Genomic DNA, 17,430 nt, shown 5'->3' with positions numbered 1-17,430 from the left:
CTTCCTATGATTTCGTATCCGTGGAGAGATATTTCTCTTTAAACTCTCCAAGAAGAAATTTGAGAGCCGCTTTTCTTTTTTCTGGATCTCCCAGTTTACTCTTACTTAAATTACGGATTTCTAATAAATTTTCTAACTCTTGGTCATGATCCTTAGGAAGGATCTCCTCAAGAATGGTGCGGATGGTCCCTGCAAGTCCAGCAAACCCTCCTTGGGTAGAAACCGCCACTCGGATCGGTCCCCTATCAAAATATGCAGAAGAATAAAAATCACAAAGAGAAGGATCGTCTGCACAATTGATCCAGATCTTTTTTTGTTTGGCGTATTCCACCAAATCACGATTGGTCTGTCTATCGTTCGTAGCAGAATATACTAGATCGAAACCATCCAGATCAGAAACGTTAACTTCTCTTGTTTCTATTTTTGTATCTTTGATGGAAGAAAGCAAACGAACCGTTTCCGATTTGAATTCTTTAGAGATAACTGTAAGTATACAGCCAGTATCTTTTAGATGTTGAAGTTTTTCGAGAGCGACATTTCCTCCGCCCACTACTAACACCTTTTTATTTTCTAATTTTATAAAAACTGGAAGAAGTTGATTCATACTTCTTCTCCCTGGGAAGCAAATCCTTGGATATCTATTTCAGGATTTTCTCCAATCAGATGAACAACAGGGCCTATATAAATAATTCCAGGTCCGGAACTTTGTTTGGATAAACCTTCTTCTATAATTCTGCCTAAGCTGGTCACAGTTGTCTTTTGGTTTTTCAAACTTGCATTTTCTACCAAAGCTACTGGAACAAGAGAAGAAGCTCCGTTATCGATCAAATTTTTAGAGATTTGTACGATGGAAGAAGTTCCCATAAATAGAGCGATTGTACCTTTGAACTCTGCAAACCATTTCCAATCTGTATCTTCTTGCAGAACAGTATGACCGTCCATGATCAAAACCTGTCTAGACAATCCTCTATGAGTCAAAGGAAAACCTGCACCAGAAGATCCAGCACTCAATGCGCTCACGCCAGGAATGATCTCGTAAGGAATTTTATGTTTTCTTAAAGTGAGTAATTCTTCTCCGCCTCTACCGAATACAAAAGGATCCCCTCCTTTCAAACGTACTACGGTTTTACCTTGGAGAGAATATCGAACGATCAGTTCTTGGATCTCTTCTTGAGTAGCGGAGTGTTGCCCTGCCCTTTTTCCAACATAATGAACAAGTGCAGAAGAAGGAAAATATTCCAAAAAGGAAGAATCTAATAAAGCGTCGTACAGAATTACTTCCGCTTTTTCTAATATTCTCAGGGCTTTTAAGGTCATTAGTTCCGGATTTCCGGGACCTGCACCCACCAAATATACTTTTCCCACTTCGGTATTCATCAAATTAGATCAGTAGGTTCCAACGATCATTCCGGCGCCTACGGTATTATTTGTACCTTCATCTACCAAAACGAAACTTCCTGTTCCACGATTTTCAGAATAATTATCGAATGCGATTGGTTTCGCAGTTCTGATCTTGATCCTTCCGATCTCGTTCAGAGCTAGTTGAGAAGATTCTAATTTTTCGTGAGTTTGAATATCGATCCTAAAGGAAATTTCTTTAACCGCAGATTTTACTGAACCTGTAGTTTGTCTTAAAAGATATTTATTTCCAGGAACTAAAGACTTGGCATCCATCCAACAAAGTTCAGCTTCCAGATCTTGAGAAACAACCGGTTGGTGTTTATCGGTTACGATCATATCACCGCGGCTAATATCTATTTCGTCTTCCAAAAGAATTGTAACAGACATTGGAGCAAAAGCTTCTTCTACTTCTCTTTCGTAAGTTAGAATCGATTTGATCTTTGAGCGTAATCCACTCGGAAGAACTGCTATCTCGTCTCCCTTTTTGAAAACGCCGCTTCTGACCTGGCCTGCATATCCTCTATAATCATGATGTTCTTCCGTTTGAGGACGGATCACATATTGAACTGGGAATCTAGGCTCGTGTTTTGTCTCATCTACTTCGATCTCTAGATCTTCTAAATAACCCAGAAGAGTTTTACCTTTCCACCAAGTCATGTTTGGAGAAACATCTACAACATTATCCCCGTTCAGAGCAGAAATTGGTATGAACTCCAATCCTTTAAAATCTAGATCGGAAGCAAAGTTTTTATAATCTTCTACGATCTCTTCAAAACGTTCTTTGGAAAAATCCACTAAGTCCATTTTATTCACGCAGATAACTACATGAGGGATTTTTAATAGAGAAGCTATATACGAATGTCTGAAAGTTTGTTCGATCACTCCCTTACGGGAATCGATCAGAATAATTGCAAGCTCAGAATTAGAAGCGCCAGTCACCATGTTTCGAGTATATTGGATATGCCCAGGAGCATCTGCGATGATAAACTTTCTTTTAGGAGTGGAGAAATATTTATAGGCCACATCAATTGTGATACCTTGTTCTCTTTCTGCCTTAAGTCCATCTGTAAGAAGAGCTAAATTTATCTGACCATTTACTTGGCCTGTTTTTTCAATCGCTTCTAACTGATCTTGGAATACCGATTTGCTATCGTATAGAAGACGACCGATCAATGTGGATTTTCCGTCGTCTACACTTCCTGCAGTAATAAAACGTAATAAGTCCATCAGAAGTAACCGCCTCTTTTACGTTCTTCCATTGCAGCTTCCGAACGTTTATCGTCCAATCTGGATCCCCTTTCAGTTGTTCTGGAAGTTTGGATCTCACGAATAATATCGTCTAAGGAATTTGCTTCAGATTCGACCGCTGCAGTGCAAGTCATGTCTCCCACAGTTCTAAAGCGTACAGTTTTCTCTTCTACCTTATCGGAAGAATCTAAGGTAACAAATTCTGAAACAGGGAATACTACATTCTCCCTCCAGACAATCTGTCTTCTATGAGAAAAATATAATGAAGGAAGTGGGATATTTTCAGATTTAATATATTCCCAAACATCCAACTCAGTCCAGTTACTGATAGGGAAAACTCTTACGTTCTCTCCTACATGGATCTTTCCGTTATAAATATTCCAAAGTTCTGGTCTTTGCAGTTTAGGATCCCAGCTTCCGAACTCATCGCGCACGGAGAATACTCTTTCTTTCGCGCGTGCTTTTTCTTCGTCCCTTCTTGCTCCGCCTATACATGCATCAAATTTGAATTCTTCAATAGTATCTAATAATGTAACTGTTTGAATTGCGTTCCTGCTCGGGAATTTTCCTTTTTCCTCTACAGCTTTTCCTTGGTCTATAGAATCCTGAACGTATCTAACGATCAGTTTTTCTCCGATACGATTCGCAAGATCATCACGAAATTGTAATGCTTCCGGAAAGTTATGGCCAGTATCAATATGTACCAAAGGAAATGGGAATTTTCCTGGACGGAATGCTTTGAGTGCGAGATGCACTAAAGTGATCGAGTCCTTCCCCCCTGAAAATAAAAGCGCAGGTCTTTCAAATTGAGCGGCAACTTCCCTAAGTATATAAATGGATTCCGCCTCTAATTGTTGGAGATGCGACAATCGAGTTCTAGTCGTCATACTTCTGATCCTTTTTTTCTTACCAGTTTTCCATCCACCCAATGCAATCCGCATTCTTTCGTGGATTCATTCTCCCACCACCAACGGCCGGCTCTAAAATCTTCGCCCGCCATGACCGCTCTCGTACAAGGAGCGCATCCGATACTGGGATATCCCTTATCATGAAGAGGATTGTATGGAATATGTTTATCTTGGACGTACTGTTGTACTTTCTCCCAAGACCAATCCAGAATAGGATGGAATTTCAAAATATCCCGTCCTGCATCCAACTCCACTTTGGTTAAATTTTCTCTGGAACCGGATTGATCGTTACGAATTCCGGTGATCCAAATTTTTGCTCCCTCTAAAGCTCTGTTCAAAGGGACAACTTTGCGAATATGACAACATTCTTTTCTATTTTCTATAGAATCGTAGAAGGAATCAGGGCCCTTCTCATTGATAAGATCTTCTACAGCTTGTGCATCTGGGAAGAATGTTTGGATACGTTTACCATACATTCCATTTGTACGCTTATGAAGCTCGTAAGTTTCTGTGAACAATCTTCCTGTATCCAAAGTAAAGATACGAATGTCCAAATTTTGGGAATAAATTGCGTGAGTTACTACCTGATCTTCCAGACCGAAACTGGTGGAGAACACCGCTTGTCCCGGAAACTCCTGGGAAATTTTTGCCAAAGAATCTTCTAAGCTCAGGCCTTTTAATTTTGCTTCCAGATCGGATGGACTCATCGAAATCGAACCTTTTACTATTGGACTGACCCAAATTGAGAGTGACCAATATAATGTACCAAAGTTTTATATATTGGACTATTTGTAAAGTATAGTTGATGCTATATTACAAGGTTCCCACCAGAGCCGGTACAGAATACAGAATTTTTGTAGAATATAGAAAATCTATGATTTACTTCGAAAATCTTAGTTCTCTGCCGAATTTACTGCCTATTTTAAATTATAGAATATGAGCCGTTTAGTTATGTCGCAAAAATTATGGGCACCTGTAGCAGAAGAGACTAGGATCAATTTGTAGGATGAAATAATTTATAGCGAAAAGGATCAGTAACTAGAGTCGCCAGCAACGAACAGAGTTAATAAAAAGAGATGAACCTTCTTCACTTCAACTTGCACAATTAGCAAAAAACTTCTTCAAAAAAACTTTCTAAGTATTTTCAAAACTTTTTATACACTCATTGTATACTCTTTCAAAAAACTCAACGATCCTTCTTCAATGCACGTCTAACTCCAAGTATTCGATTGAGACTCGATCTTAATATTTTTTTATTGGATTCGTTCTATTTAAAATTTAGAAGAAAGATTTAGAATCGATCTTAATCACAACTGAACGTCGGTCTAATATTCATTTTTTATAACTTTCTTTTTAGTCATTGAGAAGGTATGATATAATTGGTGTAATTGACGAATTACATATCCTTAGGAATTTTGGATAAAGATGGGAACTATAAATAAAAAAAATATACTAGAGCTATTCTCCCGTTATTCTGTCTGGGTCCTGCCTGCAGTAATATTAATTTCGGACATCATCGTTAGAGATGAGATATTACCTACATTCAAACCTTTACAGTGGGGATTTTATTTTCTCTCATTCATCTATTCAGTAATTTTATATTCTACAGCGATCATCCTTCTCAGAATATTATACCAACAAAAATCTAAGATTGCGTATTATATAGTATTCTCTCTGATCTTATCTTTTTATGTCGGAACATTATTAGGTTCTTACGGATACTACGCGTATACCGGGATCATGCCTAACTTCTTCGTGTTCTCTTTTATATTCCACGAACCTTTGAATAGCTGGACGATCGTAGCAGGTGGATTTACTAAATCCTCTTTGATTTTCGGACTTCTAACTTTTGCAGTGTTAGGTGCTTCTCTTTGGTTCACTACAATTAAGGAACCTTTAAAATACAGATTCCAAACACCTGTACGAATTGGAGTTGTAATCGTATTTTTAGCGATCAGCGGATTCTTACATAATAATACTAGATTTAATGACCAAGTATATGTTTCAGATACTAACACGATCGCATTCGTTTGGAGAAACTTATACAACCACCTAACGGGAGACAGTCTAGGATCTGCCGGTTTACAATCCAGGAACAAGCCGAGACTTCCTCAAGTAAGTTCCAATCCTGGATTCAATGTTCTATTCGTAGTAACTGAAAGTTTGAGAAAAGGAAGTTTAGGAGTATACGGTTACGAAAGAAACACCACTCCTTTCATGTCTAAATTCGCCCAAACCGCGGACCGCAGCCAATACTTCTTATTTAAAAAGGCGTATTCAAATTCAAGTTCCACTCTTCTATCTTTTCCGAGTATATTAACTGGGGTTTCTCCTTCTCAACCCGTTCCGATGACTCATACTTATCCATTGTTCTGGGAGTATGGAAAATCTGCAGGGCTTTCTACATTCTATATTACTAGCCATAATCTTCAGTGGAATAACTTCGAAGGATTTTTCAAAAACTCAGGGATTGATTTCCTTTGGGATAAAGAAAAAAGCGGCTTAAAAGTATTCAACGATATCGGGATTGATGATAGAGAAACTGTAAAAGAATTCAAAAAGCATCTTACTGGATTTAAGAAGTCAGGTAAAAGATTCGCGGGAGTTTTACACTTCAATACGAATCACTTTCCATACATAGTCCCAGAAGAATCCAATTTTTTTGCAGTAGATTCAGTTCCGGACCAATATGATAACTCTGTTCGTCATATGGATGGCCTTTTAGAGGATGTTTACGCTTATCTTAAAAAAGAAGGTTTCTTAGAGAATACTGTAGTGATCTTTACTTCTGATCACGGCGAATCTCTTTTTGAACACGATTACCTGGGACATATAGATAGCAATTATGTAGAAACTGTTGCCATCCCCATGTTGGTTTATATCCCGAATTCTTTAAAAGAATCAGTGAATCTGCAAGCTATACGTAGAAACACAGAAAGACCTGTAGCAAATACAGATCTAATTCCGACCTTCATTGATATTTTAAATCTGGAAAACAATCCAGCAGTCAAAAAATATTCTGCAAATCTGGAAGGTAAATCCTTACTCAGAGATATTTATGGAGATCGCAGGATCATTATCACTAATAATAATGAGATCTCTTTGTACAAAGTTGGGATCAGTTATATTAAGGGAAATTATCATTATATAATGAATCTGAACTCCAATCCTTCCAAAGAACGTCTATTCGATCTTTCTAAAGATCCGAAAGAGTTAAAAGATCTTTGGGCAGAAGCAAGTGAAGAGAACAAGATCCATTTTAGAGAAGTAGTAAAAGACTGCGGTGTTTGTGTGGAATTATTCACATCCCAAGGTTTACAATACAGTGCTTCGGAAGAAGATCTAGAAACTGCAGAACTAAAAAGAAATTCTCTTAAGCCGACAGCTTTTTAATTAAACTTTAGATCTTTGGGAAGAAGATTTAAATTCTTTCCAGAACTTATCTAACTCTTCTTTGTTCTCTGGTTTAGTATGCCAACGTCTATGCAGCCAGAAATAATCACCTGGATGTTTATAAACTTCTTCTTCTAAACGTTTTACCCACTTGTAAGTGAATTCTCTCTCCCAAAGTTCTGGGTCCTTTTTAGGATCCAGATCTGGTCTTTCGAATTCTTCTACATGAAAATATAATTTCCCGGTTTTATCATACCAACTACTGCAGAATAAGATTGGAACGTCAGTCATTCTGGAGAATGTTGCAGGTCCTAAAAATGTAGAAGCCATATTTCCCAAAAAAGGAAAGAAGGAGCCGGTAATACCTGCGTCTTGGTCCGAAATAAAGGCGACTAACTTTCCTTGCTTCAACAAAGTCAGAGCCTTTCTAGGACTTTCATCCGTATAAACCAATTTAATTCTTTGAGAAGCTCTGTTTTTTTCGATCCAAGCGTTGGACCAAGGATTGGATTGTCTTTTTGCGAATACGTATAGATCGTTTTTAGGAGCTGTATAACAAATGGAAACTCCCATGGTTTCCCAATTTCCCAAATGACCTAAAACTAAGATCCCACCCTTCTCAAATAGGCGAGTATGAGTTTCTTTATCCGGTAAGAAGGTCACCCATTTATCTATAAACTTTTTGTTCATTCTAGGTTCTTCGCAGAACTCATTAGCCATATGGGAAAGATTTCTGAGATTATGAAAAATGTACTCTTGTATCTCTAATTCAGATATTTGAGGGAATGCAGTCCGTATATGTCTTTCGATCCTTTTTTTGGTCGCACCTGTCGTTTTGGCCAGGAATCGAATGATATGAAATAGGATCTTTCCCCTAAGGACGTAAGGGAAAATAGAAAGGGCGCCTACCAATATTCTCGCGAATACGTATTGTAGGAATTTTTTGACTTTTTGTCTCTCGCTTCTGGGTTTAGGATTCGCCATAAAATCAATCCCGTGTTTAAAAACAGATCCGAAGATCTTCCCACTTATTTCAAATTTTAGGATCTTCTCCGAATCTAAAAATAAAAAAAACGAATCGATTGAATACTTAAAAAGAAAAAGAAACCATGGTCGGGTCTAATTTCTCAGGACTTTGTCCGACAGAATAATAAGGACGATTTATGCCCTTCCAATTTTTAACAAATAGAGTCGCAAGACCAAATAGAACCTCCGGGATCCTAGTTTCAGTTCTGTTCTCTTCTATACTTTTAATCTCGAGCGGAAACGGATTCGCCGCTCCTAAAACCGATCTAAAAGAAAGCCAAGGTAAAAGTTTTAAATTTCCCCAAGACCACTTTTTCCATAAAGGATACAGAGTAGAATGGTGTTATTTCATTGGTATCTTGGATACGGAAGAAGGTAAAGAATTAGGATATGAGTTAAGTTTCTTCCGAGCTTACCTCGGGCCGAAAGTTGCATTGTATCCAGTTCACTTTGCGATCTCTGATCTGGAAGATGAAAAACATAAGATCTCACAAACCATCGAAAGAGAATTAGGTGGAGTAGCAGGCCAAGACAAAAGCAATTTATGGAGCGGTGACTATCGTATGGAAGTTACAGGTCCCGCGGATTTTAGGATCTCTGCTTTTCCAAGAACTGATTCTGGATTTGGTTTAGAATTAGAACTAAGCACCAAATCAAAAAATATACTTACCCATGGCAAAAACGGAAAGTCTCTCAAGAGCAGAAAGAATCCTAAATTTTTCTCCAATTATTATAGCATTCCTCGTTTAGAAACCAAGGGTTCTCTTTATCTAGAAGGAAAAGAATATCATGTAAAATCCGGCACAAGCTGGATGGACCATGAATGGAGTAGTCCAGAAGGAACCGAGGCAGCATTCGATCTTTCTTCCAAAGATATTTCCTGGGACTGGATCTGTATCCAAATGGAAGATGGTTCCGATATCATGGCTTTCAATTTTAAGAACAGATCTGGAGATGTGGAAACTTTCGGGACCTATCGGTCTCCTGAAGGAAAAGTAACATCTTTAGAAAATGAAAACGATCTGAAATTTGTTCCGGAAGATAAGACCTGGAAAAGTGACCAAACCGGAAATTCCTATAAATTACGATGGAAATTAATTTCCGAACGATTTAACCTGAATATCTCGCCCAAATTCGAAGAGCAGGAATTCGACGCAAGATCTAGCACTGGACTAATTTATTGGGAAGGTGCAGTTAAAGTCGGTGGAGATATCGAAGGAAAATCCGTAAAAGGAAAAGGTTACCTGGAATTAAAACCTTTCCGTTAATTGCCGATTTAGGCCGGAGAAAAAACCTTTATCCCTGGCAAACGGTATGGAAAATTGTTCGATGCCCGAAGAGGGATTCGATTTATAACGGACTTTTATCAGAATGAGAAATTATTTTTTAAAAAGGATCTTTCTGATCATTCCCACGATCCTCGGAATCACATTCCTTGTATTTATTTTATCCCATTTGGCTCCGGGCGGACCCTTAGAAAGAGAGATCGCAAAGCTAAGAGGATACGGCAATGAAGATGGAGCTAGGTCTTCTTTAATCAACAACGAAGAGATAGACATACTAAAACAAAAACTTCGTTTAGACAAACCTCTTCCAATTGCATACCTTTACTGGTTATGGGATGTGGCAAGTTTAGATTTGGGAGAATCTAGATTACATTCTCGTCCTGTAAACGAACTCATCTTTGAGAAAATTCCTGTATCTCTTACATTCGGTCTTTCAGGGTTTCTACTTTCTTATTTGATATGTATTCCATTAGGAATTCGTAAAGCGATCCAAAGTGGACAAACATTCGATAGTGCAACAAGTATCATCATATTGATTGCATACTCGATCCCTGTATTCGCACTTTCCATGTTATTATTATATCTATTCTCTTCCGGAGAAGTATTTTCCGTATTTCCTCTAGGCCATGAATATTCTGATAATTACGATGACCTGGATTTTTTCGAAAAGATCATAGATAGAGCAGAGCATATGTTCTTACCGGTACTTTGTTATGTTTCCGGATCTTTTGCAATGCTCACTCTTTTAATGAAAAACTCTCTCTTAGACCAAATCTCTAAAGAGTATATTAGAACTGCAATCTCCAAAGGTTTATCTTTTAAAGATGCAATTTACAAACATGCTTTCAGGAACAGTCTGATCCCGATTGCCACTGGTTTCGGCTCTAATCTAAGTTTGGTTTTAGCAGGATCTTTGATTATCGAGTTAGTATTCAGCATAGATGGGATCGGGTTACTTGGTTTCCAGGCGGTCACAGAAAGAGATACAAACCTGATGATGGGATTACTACTGATCCAAAGTTTTCTATCATTAATCGGAAATATTATCTCAGATCTTTGTTATGTAATCATCGACCCAAGGATCAATTTCGAAGCATGAACTCTTTAGCTAAAAGAAGGTTCGAAAAATTTAGATCCAATACAAAGGCATGGATCTCTCTTTGGATTTTAGGGACTTCTTATATCATTTCTTTATTTGCACCAATACTTGCAAATAATCAGCCTTGGATTGTTTCTTATGATGATTCCTGGAAATTCCCTATCTTCTTCCGTTATACGGATAAGGATTTCGGAGGATCCGAATATTCTCCGGTAAATTACAAAAAACTAAAATTGAGAGAAGAATTCCAAGAAGATGATGATAACTGGATCTTATTTCCACCAGTTCCGTACGGATATAACGAAGACAATTTAGAAACAATCGATAATGACGAAAATCCACCTTCTTCTCCTAGCCTAAAACATTGGTTAGGAACTGATGATAGAGGAAGAGATGTGTTCACTCGTATCTTTTATGCGTACAGAAATTCTATGAGTTTCGGACTAATATTAGTAATTATAGAATTTATCTTTGGAACAATTGTAGGCGGGATCCAAGGATATTATGGAAAAAGAACAGATATCATCACACAAAGGATCATAGAAATATTATCCTCTATCCCATTCTTATATTTGATCCTTATCATGGGTTCCTTTTTCGGCCGAGGATTTATTGTACTCGGGATCACTTATTCCGCATTAAGCTGGATAGGGATCAGCACATATATGAGAGGAGAATTTTATAGATCCAAGTCTCTCACATATGTGGATGCAGCAAAAGCGTTAGGCGCTAGTTCTTGGAGTATTATGAAAAATCATATTCTCCCGAATGCGATCACTCCACTTGTGACCTTCTTACCTTTTGCCCTTATCAGCTCGATTTCTATTTTGAGCGCTCTGGACTTTTTAGGTTACGGAATTCCAGCACCAAATCCTTCTTGGGGAGAAATGATCAGCCAAGGAAGAGATAATCTTAGAGCTTGGTGGTTGATCGCATTTCCTTCTTTGTCTTTGGCAGCGACCATTCTTCTTTCTTCTTTTATAGGAGAAGGTATCCGTGATTCTTTTGATTCTAAGGAGAAGGTAACGTACGAATGAATTCGGAAGCTATTCTCCAAGTATCTAATTTAAATCTAGAACTTTCTAAAGAAGGAAAGTTCGTACCATTATTGGAAGATATCAATTTCGAGATCCGTAAAGGAGAAGTTCTTGCACTCGTAGGAGAATCAGGTTGTGGAAAATCTGTATGTTCTGCGGCGGTCACAAAATTACTTCCTAACGAATCTTTTAGATATTCGAATGGAAAAGTAATATTTCAAGGAACAGACCTTCTTCAAGCAGACTCAGAAACTTTAAGAAAGATCCGAGGTAAAAAAATCTCATACGTATTCCAGGAACCCTTCTCCGCTTTAAATCCTTTAAGCAAAATAAAAGACCAAATGACAGAAGGATTTTTAGCACATGGACTCGGGACCCGTAAAGAAGCGGAAGATAAAGCCGAATATCTTCTTGGGGCAGTAGGAATTACAGATATAAAATTAAGGATGAATTGTTATCCTCATCAGTTGAGCGGAGGTATCTTACAAAGGGTTGGGATCGGGATGGCGTTGATGTGCGATCCGGAACTTCTGATTGCGGATGAACCTACTTCTGCTTTGGATGTTACAGTCCAAGCCCAGTTGGTGGAACTTCTGCTAAGACTCAAAGAAAAGATGAACTTATCTGTATTATTCATCTCACATGATTTTGGTTTAGTCAGCCATATTGCTGATCGGATCTGTGTATTGTATGCAGGAAGAATTGCTGAACTCGGAACAGTGGACCAAGTTTTGGATGAGCCGAATCACCCTTATACAAAAGATCTTTTAGATTCTTTACCTTCTCATTTTTCTCAGACTGGAGTTTTTAAACCTATAGAGGGAAGATTACCTTCTCCCGGAAATTATCCTAAAGGTTGTCATTATTCCGACAGGTGTGATTTCGTTTTCTCCCACTGTAATACAATAAAACCTATATTAAAAAATACGAATGGGTCCGCACATCTTTCAGCATGTTTCTTAAACGAGAAGAAGGAGCTTGCGGGATGAAACTTTTAGAGATCAAAGATCTGAATGTAAGTTACGGAAAAGAAGGTTTTTTCGGTGGAAGAAAATCAGTAATTAAAGCTGTAGAAAACGTAAATTTAGAAATGGAAGAAGGAGAAACCTTCAGCCTAGTAGGAGAATCTGGCTGCGGCAAATCCACATTAGGTAGAGCGATACTCAGACTTCTAAAATCAGATTCAGGATCTATATTTTTCAAAGGAAAAGAGATTTTAGATATAAAAGAAAAAGAATTTTTGCCATTTAGAAAACAAATCCAAATTGTATTCCAAGATCCCTATTCCTCGTTGAACCCAAGAAGAAATATTAAAGATATTTTAACGGAAGGATTGTTTATCCACGAAAATTATACGGACGAACAAGCAGAAAAGGAAGCTTCCGATATTCTGGAAAAAGTAGGGCTCTCTCCCGACATCCTAAATAGATATCCTCATGAATTTTCGGGAGGGCAAAGACAAAGGATCGCAATTGCAAGAGCACTCATCCTAAAACCTGAATTTATACTTTTCGATGAAGCAGTCTCTGCTCTGGATGTATCCAACCAAGCTCAAGTTCTTCTTCTATTACAAAAGTTGAAAGCAGACTTTGGACTTTCTTATTTGTTCATCTCTCATGATTTGGGAATCGTTAAATCTATCTCAGATAAGATCGCAGTTATGTATTTGGGAAAGATCGTAGAGATCGGAACTAAATCACAGATCGCAGAAAAACCTTCTCATCCCTATACAAAGGCATTATTCGGAGCTATATTCGAGGTAGAAAATCGTAAGATCCGAAAAACTCCTCTCCAAGGAGAAGTGCCAAGTATATTAAAAAAGCCGAAAGGTTGTCATTTCCATACTCGTTGCCCAATTGCAAAAGAGATCTGTTCCGAAACAACTCCGGAATGGAAAAATCTAGGCGAAGGTCATAAGTCCTATTGTCATTTTCCGGACGGAAAATAAAATGCGCTCCTGGGATGTACTCAATCGGTATTTAGAAGAGAATAAGATCCGCTATATCTCTGCTCTCGGATTTTTTGTATTATTATTCATACTGATCGTCTATATCCCTTTCGTTCAAAGAAAAGACGTATATAAAGAATTTATACTAGATCGTCTCAGAATTTCAACCGGTCTTAATATCAAAGTCGCAGACTCGGATCTGTATCTTCTTCCATTCCCGGGGATCGAACTAAATCAAATTGAGATCAGAAAGGACAATGTACTGATCGCAGTCAGCGACAAAGTAGATATAGATATCTCGTGGTTTGGCTTGATCAAAAGAATGATAGAGATCCGAGATGTTTCCATTAATGGCGGCTCCCTTCATCTAGAAAGAAGAAAGGATGGATCTTTTGATATAGTAGAATATTTGAATGGAAAGAAGAAGGAAACAGAACAGAAGAGCAATGTAAAAGAACTTTTGGATGATGTAAATTCTCGGATCGGATTTTCTACTGAGGACTTTCTTGCTATTAGTTTGAAAAATATTGAAATAGATAATTTCACATTAGTATATAACGAACAAAGCCACGATAAAAAATATATAGTATATTTCAAAAAGTCCCAGGTCTCCGTTTCATTTTATGGGAAGGATGTGGATCTTTTATTCCAAGGAAGTATAGACGATCAACCTATCGATCTAGAAATGACGGGCGGCTTACAAAACTTCCCAGTGAATTGGGAAAAATTACAATTCAGCGCAATCTTAAAAACGGAAGAACTTTCACTTTCATTGCTTAGAGGAATATTTAATATTTTTCCAGCTGGAGACTTCTCTAAAACAAAACTTTCAGGAAGAACAGAAGTAGTAAAAGAAGAAGGTACTATATTCAGATTTAAAGTCAGAAACCAAATTAAGGATCTTGCATATAAAGGCGGGCTTCTTTTCGGAAATATCAGATTGAACGTAGATTTTGATCTGGATTTGATCAATAAAAAAGTAGTTTTTCCCTTTATAGAAACAGTTTGGGAAGGAGTGGCAAAGGCCACTGCAAAAGGAAGTGTGAATTGGAAAAACAGAAGTTTAGGCCAGTTCGATATCAAGGCAGATTATGGAGACTATCATAATCTTTTAAAATTAGGAAAGCTATTCCAAGTCAGAGAAGATCTTTTCGATCCAAATTCTCCTCCAGGTATCTTCTATTTTACCGGAGAATTGAATAATATCTTCGCGTTCAAACATAGATTTGCTCATATCAAAATGGAAGCAAAGTATGTGGATCCGCTTCTTTCTATCCCAAATTTCCACGCATATATTTATAATGGAGAAATATTAGGAAAAGCTAAAATATATCCTGATATTCCAAAAATAGAAGTAGAGGGAGATGCTCATAGACTTCAGGTGGATAAGGTCCTTCTTCCTTACCTATCCGAGAAAATTATGGAAGGCGAACTTTCCAGTTGGTTCTCCTTTGAAACGCAGATAAAAAATCATTCCAGAGATTCTGTGACCGAACTTTTCGCAAACATGAAAGGGATCGGGAATATCACGATTAAAAATGGAGAGCTAGTAGGTTACGCAAACTTCATGGTGCCAGTTTTGAATACCGTCGGTAAAATTATCACATTCAAAGGTGTGGATGGTAGAGAATTAAAATTCGAAGCTCTTAGATCTGACGTAAAAATTTCTGGCAATGAGATGTACTTCCCCAACATGAAGCTGGAGATTGAGAACAGTGGAATGGATGTGGATGGGAAGGGTACGGTAGGCTTTGATCAAAAGATAGATATGAGATTACATCTTCGTCTTGGAGGAAAGTATATAGGCAAAGGTTTGCAGATCCCTATTATCTACGCAGGAACATTCGGAAAGAGTATACCTTATGTAGATCCTATCTGGCTTGGAAGTGTGTATACAGGTATGACTTTATTAGGGCCTTATTTAATTCCTCTTGGCGGACCTTACGCTGGTGGAGTAGCCGGTTCCGTGATCGGAGAATATGTAAGAGATCTTTGGGACGGCGTTACCGGTCTATTCGGTGGTGGCAGTCCCGAATCTGATAAAAAACAAAAAGAGAAATAATCAATATTCTTTTCGTTCTAATTCTTCCTTAGTTGGAAATACCAAATTTTGATTCATCAATTCATGGCTAAGATTCAAGAATGCTCTAGCCTTATTAAAATGTGAATCACAGATCTTTGGTTGAATATCACAAAGACTTACTTCTTGCCTTGGACCTTTCGCAGAATACTTTAAGTTACGATTTCCATCCACGAAATGGATATAGAATAGATCAGACTCAATCCAACCGATCAAATTCCCGTAAGCAAAGTAAGCAGACTCTGTTTTTTTAGGAGCGAGCAAATTTCTTCCCATAGCAGAGAAGTAGGCCTCTTTACCAACCATGCTCAAAATAGTAGGAATTACATCCAATTGAGAAGCATCTCGATCATCGATAGCAGGTAAAATTCTCCCTGGAGAATATATTAAAAATGGAATATTTCTGTCTTCATAATAATCTAAATAACGATGGTGAGTATGATCCGCTACAAATACAAAGATCGTATTATCAAAGTATTTAGATTTTTCAGCACGATCCATAAAATCTCTAAGGGCCCAATCCGCATAATGATACACATTTAGATATTCAAAGTCTCTCTCGTCTTCTTTAAAGATCCTAAATTTAGGATCTGGAGCACGATAAGGATAATGTGTAGATAAGGTTAGAGAAACTCCTAAGAAAGGTTTTTTGGATTCTGAAATTTTTTCGTGCAGCACCTGAAGTACATCTGCATCATCATAACCCCAGGCTCCGATCTTAAATCTGTTCAACTTAGCGATCTCTTTTTCGCCCAGAACAGAATCGAATCCCCAATGAGGCATTAGAGTGGCTTTATTATCAAAACTTAAATCTCCGCCGGTTACGAAGAATGTATCGTATCCTAAACCTTTGAAAATATTTCCTATCCCGGAAAAATTTCCCAGTACTTGATGAGTGCGAACAACAGTCAATCCAGGCCGATCCGGTAATCCCGTCAGGATGGACATCATACCATTCGTTGTTCTTCCACCGGAGGCAAAAAATCTGGTATAAAATCTTCCTTTTCTTAAAAGTTTATTAAAATTAGGGGTGAGTTCTTTTCCGAAAACTTTTCCATCGCTTATCGGATCTATAAATTTCCCGGTCCAGTTTTCAAGAAGGATTAAAACTATATTCGGAGGTTTTCCGTTATTGGTTTGTTTCTGTTTTCTTAATAAAGGATATTTTTTTCCGACGAATTCAGCACCATCGTAAGAGATTTCTTCTCTTACGATACGAACTGATTCTTTAGTTTCTAATTTTAAATAATTCGGAATGGATTGACTTTTCAAATCCATAATAGAAGTGAATACACCATTCAATGCAATATTGTTTACGAAAGAATGTCCTGAAACAATTGCATTACTAGCTCTTAAAGGAGTTTCTTGAACTCCTCCTCGGATCGCAAAAACAGCTAATACTAAAACTACAAAAGAAAGAATAGAGTCCCTTTTCCAGGACTCAGGTTCGTGTTTGTAAGGATTAAATTTTAAGAAAAGATAAGTGGATAACGGTAAAAATACCAAAATTAAAAGAGAAGCAACTACGGCTAAGAAAGGATTTTGTTCAAAGGCTGATTTTAAGATCACACCCATATCCTTTCCAATAAATACGAAACCTTCGTAACCAATATGTTTGTTCGCATTCTCGAAATAAACTATATCGGCGATCAAATGTGAAAGCATCCAAACACTGATCAAGATTGGAAAATATCCCCAGAAAAAATTGAAAAACTTGAATCGATTTATATATGGAAGACAGGAAAGAAAAGCGAATGGTCCTAAGATCATTCCGATCACTGAGATATCGAACCTAAGTCCTACCAAGATCGCCCACAAAACATCCTTGGTTGCTGCGCCCTCTAATCTATAGGAATACACCCAAAGAAAAGCTGCCTTATAAAGGATTAGAATGAGAACAAAGTAGATGGCATAGCCGCCGATCAATTTAAGATTGCTTGGTAAACGTTTCATCTTTTCCAATTGATTAGAATTTTAAAGAGCCTGTCGGGCAAGACAAAAAAC

14 protein-coding genes are annotated in these 17,430 nt (G+C 37.7%); 7 read left to right on the top strand and 7 right to left on the bottom strand.

All coding sequences use genetic code 11. The features are described 5' to 3' along the window. Window positions 1–4: 4 nt before the first annotated feature. From EHQ52_RS08240 to EHQ52_RS08220, 5 genes are read right to left on the bottom strand one after another with little or no spacing between them, the layout of a single operon-like run. Window positions 5–604 carry a precorrin-2 dehydrogenase/sirohydrochlorin ferrochelatase family protein gene (locus EHQ52_RS08240; RefSeq protein WP_135614717.1) on the bottom strand — a complete coding sequence of 200 codons (600 nt, stop codon included), beginning with the start codon at window positions 602–604 and terminating at the stop codon, window positions 5–7. Continuing rightward, window positions 601–1,377: a uroporphyrinogen-III C-methyltransferase gene (gene cobA, locus EHQ52_RS08235; RefSeq protein ID WP_135615689.1), complete on the bottom strand. Its 777-nt coding sequence runs from the start codon at window positions 1,375–1,377 to the stop codon at window positions 601–603. Before cobA ends, EHQ52_RS08240 begins: the two co-directional genes overlap by 4 nt. A gap of 9 nt (window positions 1,378–1,386) precedes the next feature. Continuing rightward, window positions 1,387–2,628, bottom strand: a complete 1,242-nt coding sequence (locus EHQ52_RS08230; protein WP_135614716.1) for a sulfate adenylyltransferase subunit 1 — start codon at window positions 2,626–2,628, stop codon at window positions 1,387–1,389. Continuing rightward, window positions 2,628–3,536 (bottom strand): sulfate adenylyltransferase subunit CysD, encoded by a 909-nt coding sequence (cysD, locus tag EHQ52_RS08225; protein WP_100704992.1) that lies wholly within the window; start codon window positions 3,534–3,536, stop codon window positions 2,628–2,630. Before cysD ends, EHQ52_RS08230 begins: the two co-directional genes overlap by 1 nt. Then, window positions 3,533–4,264, bottom strand: a complete 732-nt coding sequence (locus EHQ52_RS08220) for a phosphoadenylyl-sulfate reductase (RefSeq protein WP_135614715.1) — start codon at window positions 4,262–4,264, stop codon at window positions 3,533–3,535. Before EHQ52_RS08220 ends, cysD begins: the two co-directional genes overlap by 4 nt. Before the next feature lie 718 nt (window positions 4,265–4,982). Here EHQ52_RS08220 and EHQ52_RS08215 point away from each other — a divergent pair. Next, entirely contained in the window at window positions 4,983–6,950 is a 1,968-nt protein-coding gene (locus EHQ52_RS08215; RefSeq protein WP_135614714.1) for a phosphoethanolamine transferase, read from the top strand. Here the strand turns inward: EHQ52_RS08215 and EHQ52_RS08210 are convergent, their stop codons facing one another. After that, entirely contained in the window at window positions 6,951–7,934 is a 984-nt protein-coding gene (locus EHQ52_RS08210; RefSeq protein WP_135614713.1) for a lysophospholipid acyltransferase family protein, read from the bottom strand. A gap of 179 nt (window positions 7,935–8,113) precedes the next feature. On the opposite strand from EHQ52_RS08210, the gene EHQ52_RS08205 reads away from it, so the two are divergent. The 6 genes from EHQ52_RS08205 (at window position 8,114) to EHQ52_RS08180 (ending at window position 15,408) form a co-directional block, all read left to right on the top strand. After that, complete coding sequence (locus EHQ52_RS08205; RefSeq protein WP_135614712.1) at window positions 8,114–9,244, top strand: lipocalin-like domain-containing protein; 1,131 nt, start codon at window positions 8,114–8,116, stop codon at window positions 9,242–9,244. A gap of 103 nt (window positions 9,245–9,347) precedes the next feature. Continuing rightward, window positions 9,348–10,361 (top strand): ABC transporter permease subunit, encoded by a 1,014-nt coding sequence (locus EHQ52_RS08200; protein ID WP_135614711.1) that lies wholly within the window; start codon window positions 9,348–9,350, stop codon window positions 10,359–10,361. Continuing rightward, window positions 10,358–11,398, top strand: a complete 1,041-nt coding sequence (locus tag EHQ52_RS08195) for an ABC transporter permease subunit (protein WP_135614710.1) — start codon at window positions 10,358–10,360, stop codon at window positions 11,396–11,398. The genes EHQ52_RS08200 and EHQ52_RS08195 overlap by 4 nt, the downstream gene beginning before the upstream one ends. Beyond that, on the top strand, window positions 11,395–12,387 hold the full coding sequence (locus tag EHQ52_RS08190) for an ABC transporter ATP-binding protein (protein ID WP_135614709.1): 993 nt from the start codon (window positions 11,395–11,397) through the stop codon (window positions 12,385–12,387). Before EHQ52_RS08195 ends, EHQ52_RS08190 begins: the two co-directional genes overlap by 4 nt. Beyond that, complete coding sequence (locus EHQ52_RS08185; protein ID WP_135614708.1) at window positions 12,384–13,346, top strand: ABC transporter ATP-binding protein; 963 nt, start codon at window positions 12,384–12,386, stop codon at window positions 13,344–13,346. The genes EHQ52_RS08190 and EHQ52_RS08185 overlap by 4 nt, the downstream gene beginning before the upstream one ends. Before the next feature lies 1 nt (window position 13,347). After that, a complete protein-coding gene (locus EHQ52_RS08180) occupies window positions 13,348–15,408 on the top strand; it encodes an AsmA family protein (RefSeq protein ID WP_135614707.1) in 2,061 nt (686 codons plus the stop codon). Here the strand turns inward: EHQ52_RS08180 and EHQ52_RS08175 are convergent, their stop codons facing one another. Continuing rightward, window positions 15,409–17,379 (bottom strand): LTA synthase family protein, encoded by a 1,971-nt coding sequence (locus tag EHQ52_RS08175; protein WP_135614706.1) that lies wholly within the window; start codon window positions 17,377–17,379, stop codon window positions 15,409–15,411. Window positions 17,380–17,430 lie beyond the last annotated feature (51 nt).

Source organism: Leptospira koniambonensis (assembly GCF_004769555.1).
GTDB classification, from domain to species: Bacteria; Spirochaetota; Leptospiria; order Leptospirales; family Leptospiraceae; genus Leptospira_B; species Leptospira_B koniambonensis.
The sequence above is the reverse complement of the archived record's forward strand: the minus strand, read 5'-3'. Positions and strand labels throughout refer to the sequence as shown.

Coding starts and splice junctions, on each gene's coding strand:
- EHQ52_RS08175 (WP_135614706.1), bottom strand. CDS start 17,379: ATGAAACGTTTACCAAGCAATCTTAAATTGATCGGCGGCTATGCCATC.
- cobA (WP_135615689.1), bottom strand. CDS start 1,377: ATGAATACCGAAGTGGGAAAAGTATATTTGGTGGGTGCAGGTCCCGGA.
- EHQ52_RS08215 (WP_135614714.1), top strand. CDS start 4,983: ATGGGAACTATAAATAAAAAAAATATACTAGAGCTATTCTCCCGTTAT.
- EHQ52_RS08185 (WP_135614708.1), top strand. CDS start 12,384: ATGAAACTTTTAGAGATCAAAGATCTGAATGTAAGTTACGGAAAAGAA.
- EHQ52_RS08195 (WP_135614710.1), top strand. CDS start 10,358: ATGAACTCTTTAGCTAAAAGAAGGTTCGAAAAATTTAGATCCAATACA.
- EHQ52_RS08220 (WP_135614715.1), bottom strand. CDS start 4,264: ATGAGTCCATCCGATCTGGAAGCAAAATTAAAAGGCCTGAGCTTAGAA.
- cysD (WP_100704992.1), bottom strand. CDS start 3,536: ATGACGACTAGAACTCGATTGTCGCATCTCCAACAATTAGAGGCGGAA.
- EHQ52_RS08205 (WP_135614712.1), top strand. CDS start 8,114: ATGCCCTTCCAATTTTTAACAAATAGAGTCGCAAGACCAAATAGAACC.
- EHQ52_RS08180 (WP_135614707.1), top strand. CDS start 13,348: ATGCGCTCCTGGGATGTACTCAATCGGTATTTAGAAGAGAATAAGATC.
- EHQ52_RS08240 (WP_135614717.1), bottom strand. CDS start 604: ATGAATCAACTTCTTCCAGTTTTTATAAAATTAGAAAATAAAAAGGTG.
- EHQ52_RS08210 (WP_135614713.1), bottom strand. CDS start 7,934: ATGGCGAATCCTAAACCCAGAAGCGAGAGACAAAAAGTCAAAAAATTC.
- EHQ52_RS08200 (WP_135614711.1), top strand. CDS start 9,348: ATGAGAAATTATTTTTTAAAAAGGATCTTTCTGATCATTCCCACGATC.
- EHQ52_RS08190 (WP_135614709.1), top strand. CDS start 11,395: ATGAATTCGGAAGCTATTCTCCAAGTATCTAATTTAAATCTAGAACTT.
- EHQ52_RS08230 (WP_135614716.1), bottom strand. CDS start 2,628: ATGGACTTATTACGTTTTATTACTGCAGGAAGTGTAGACGACGGAAAA.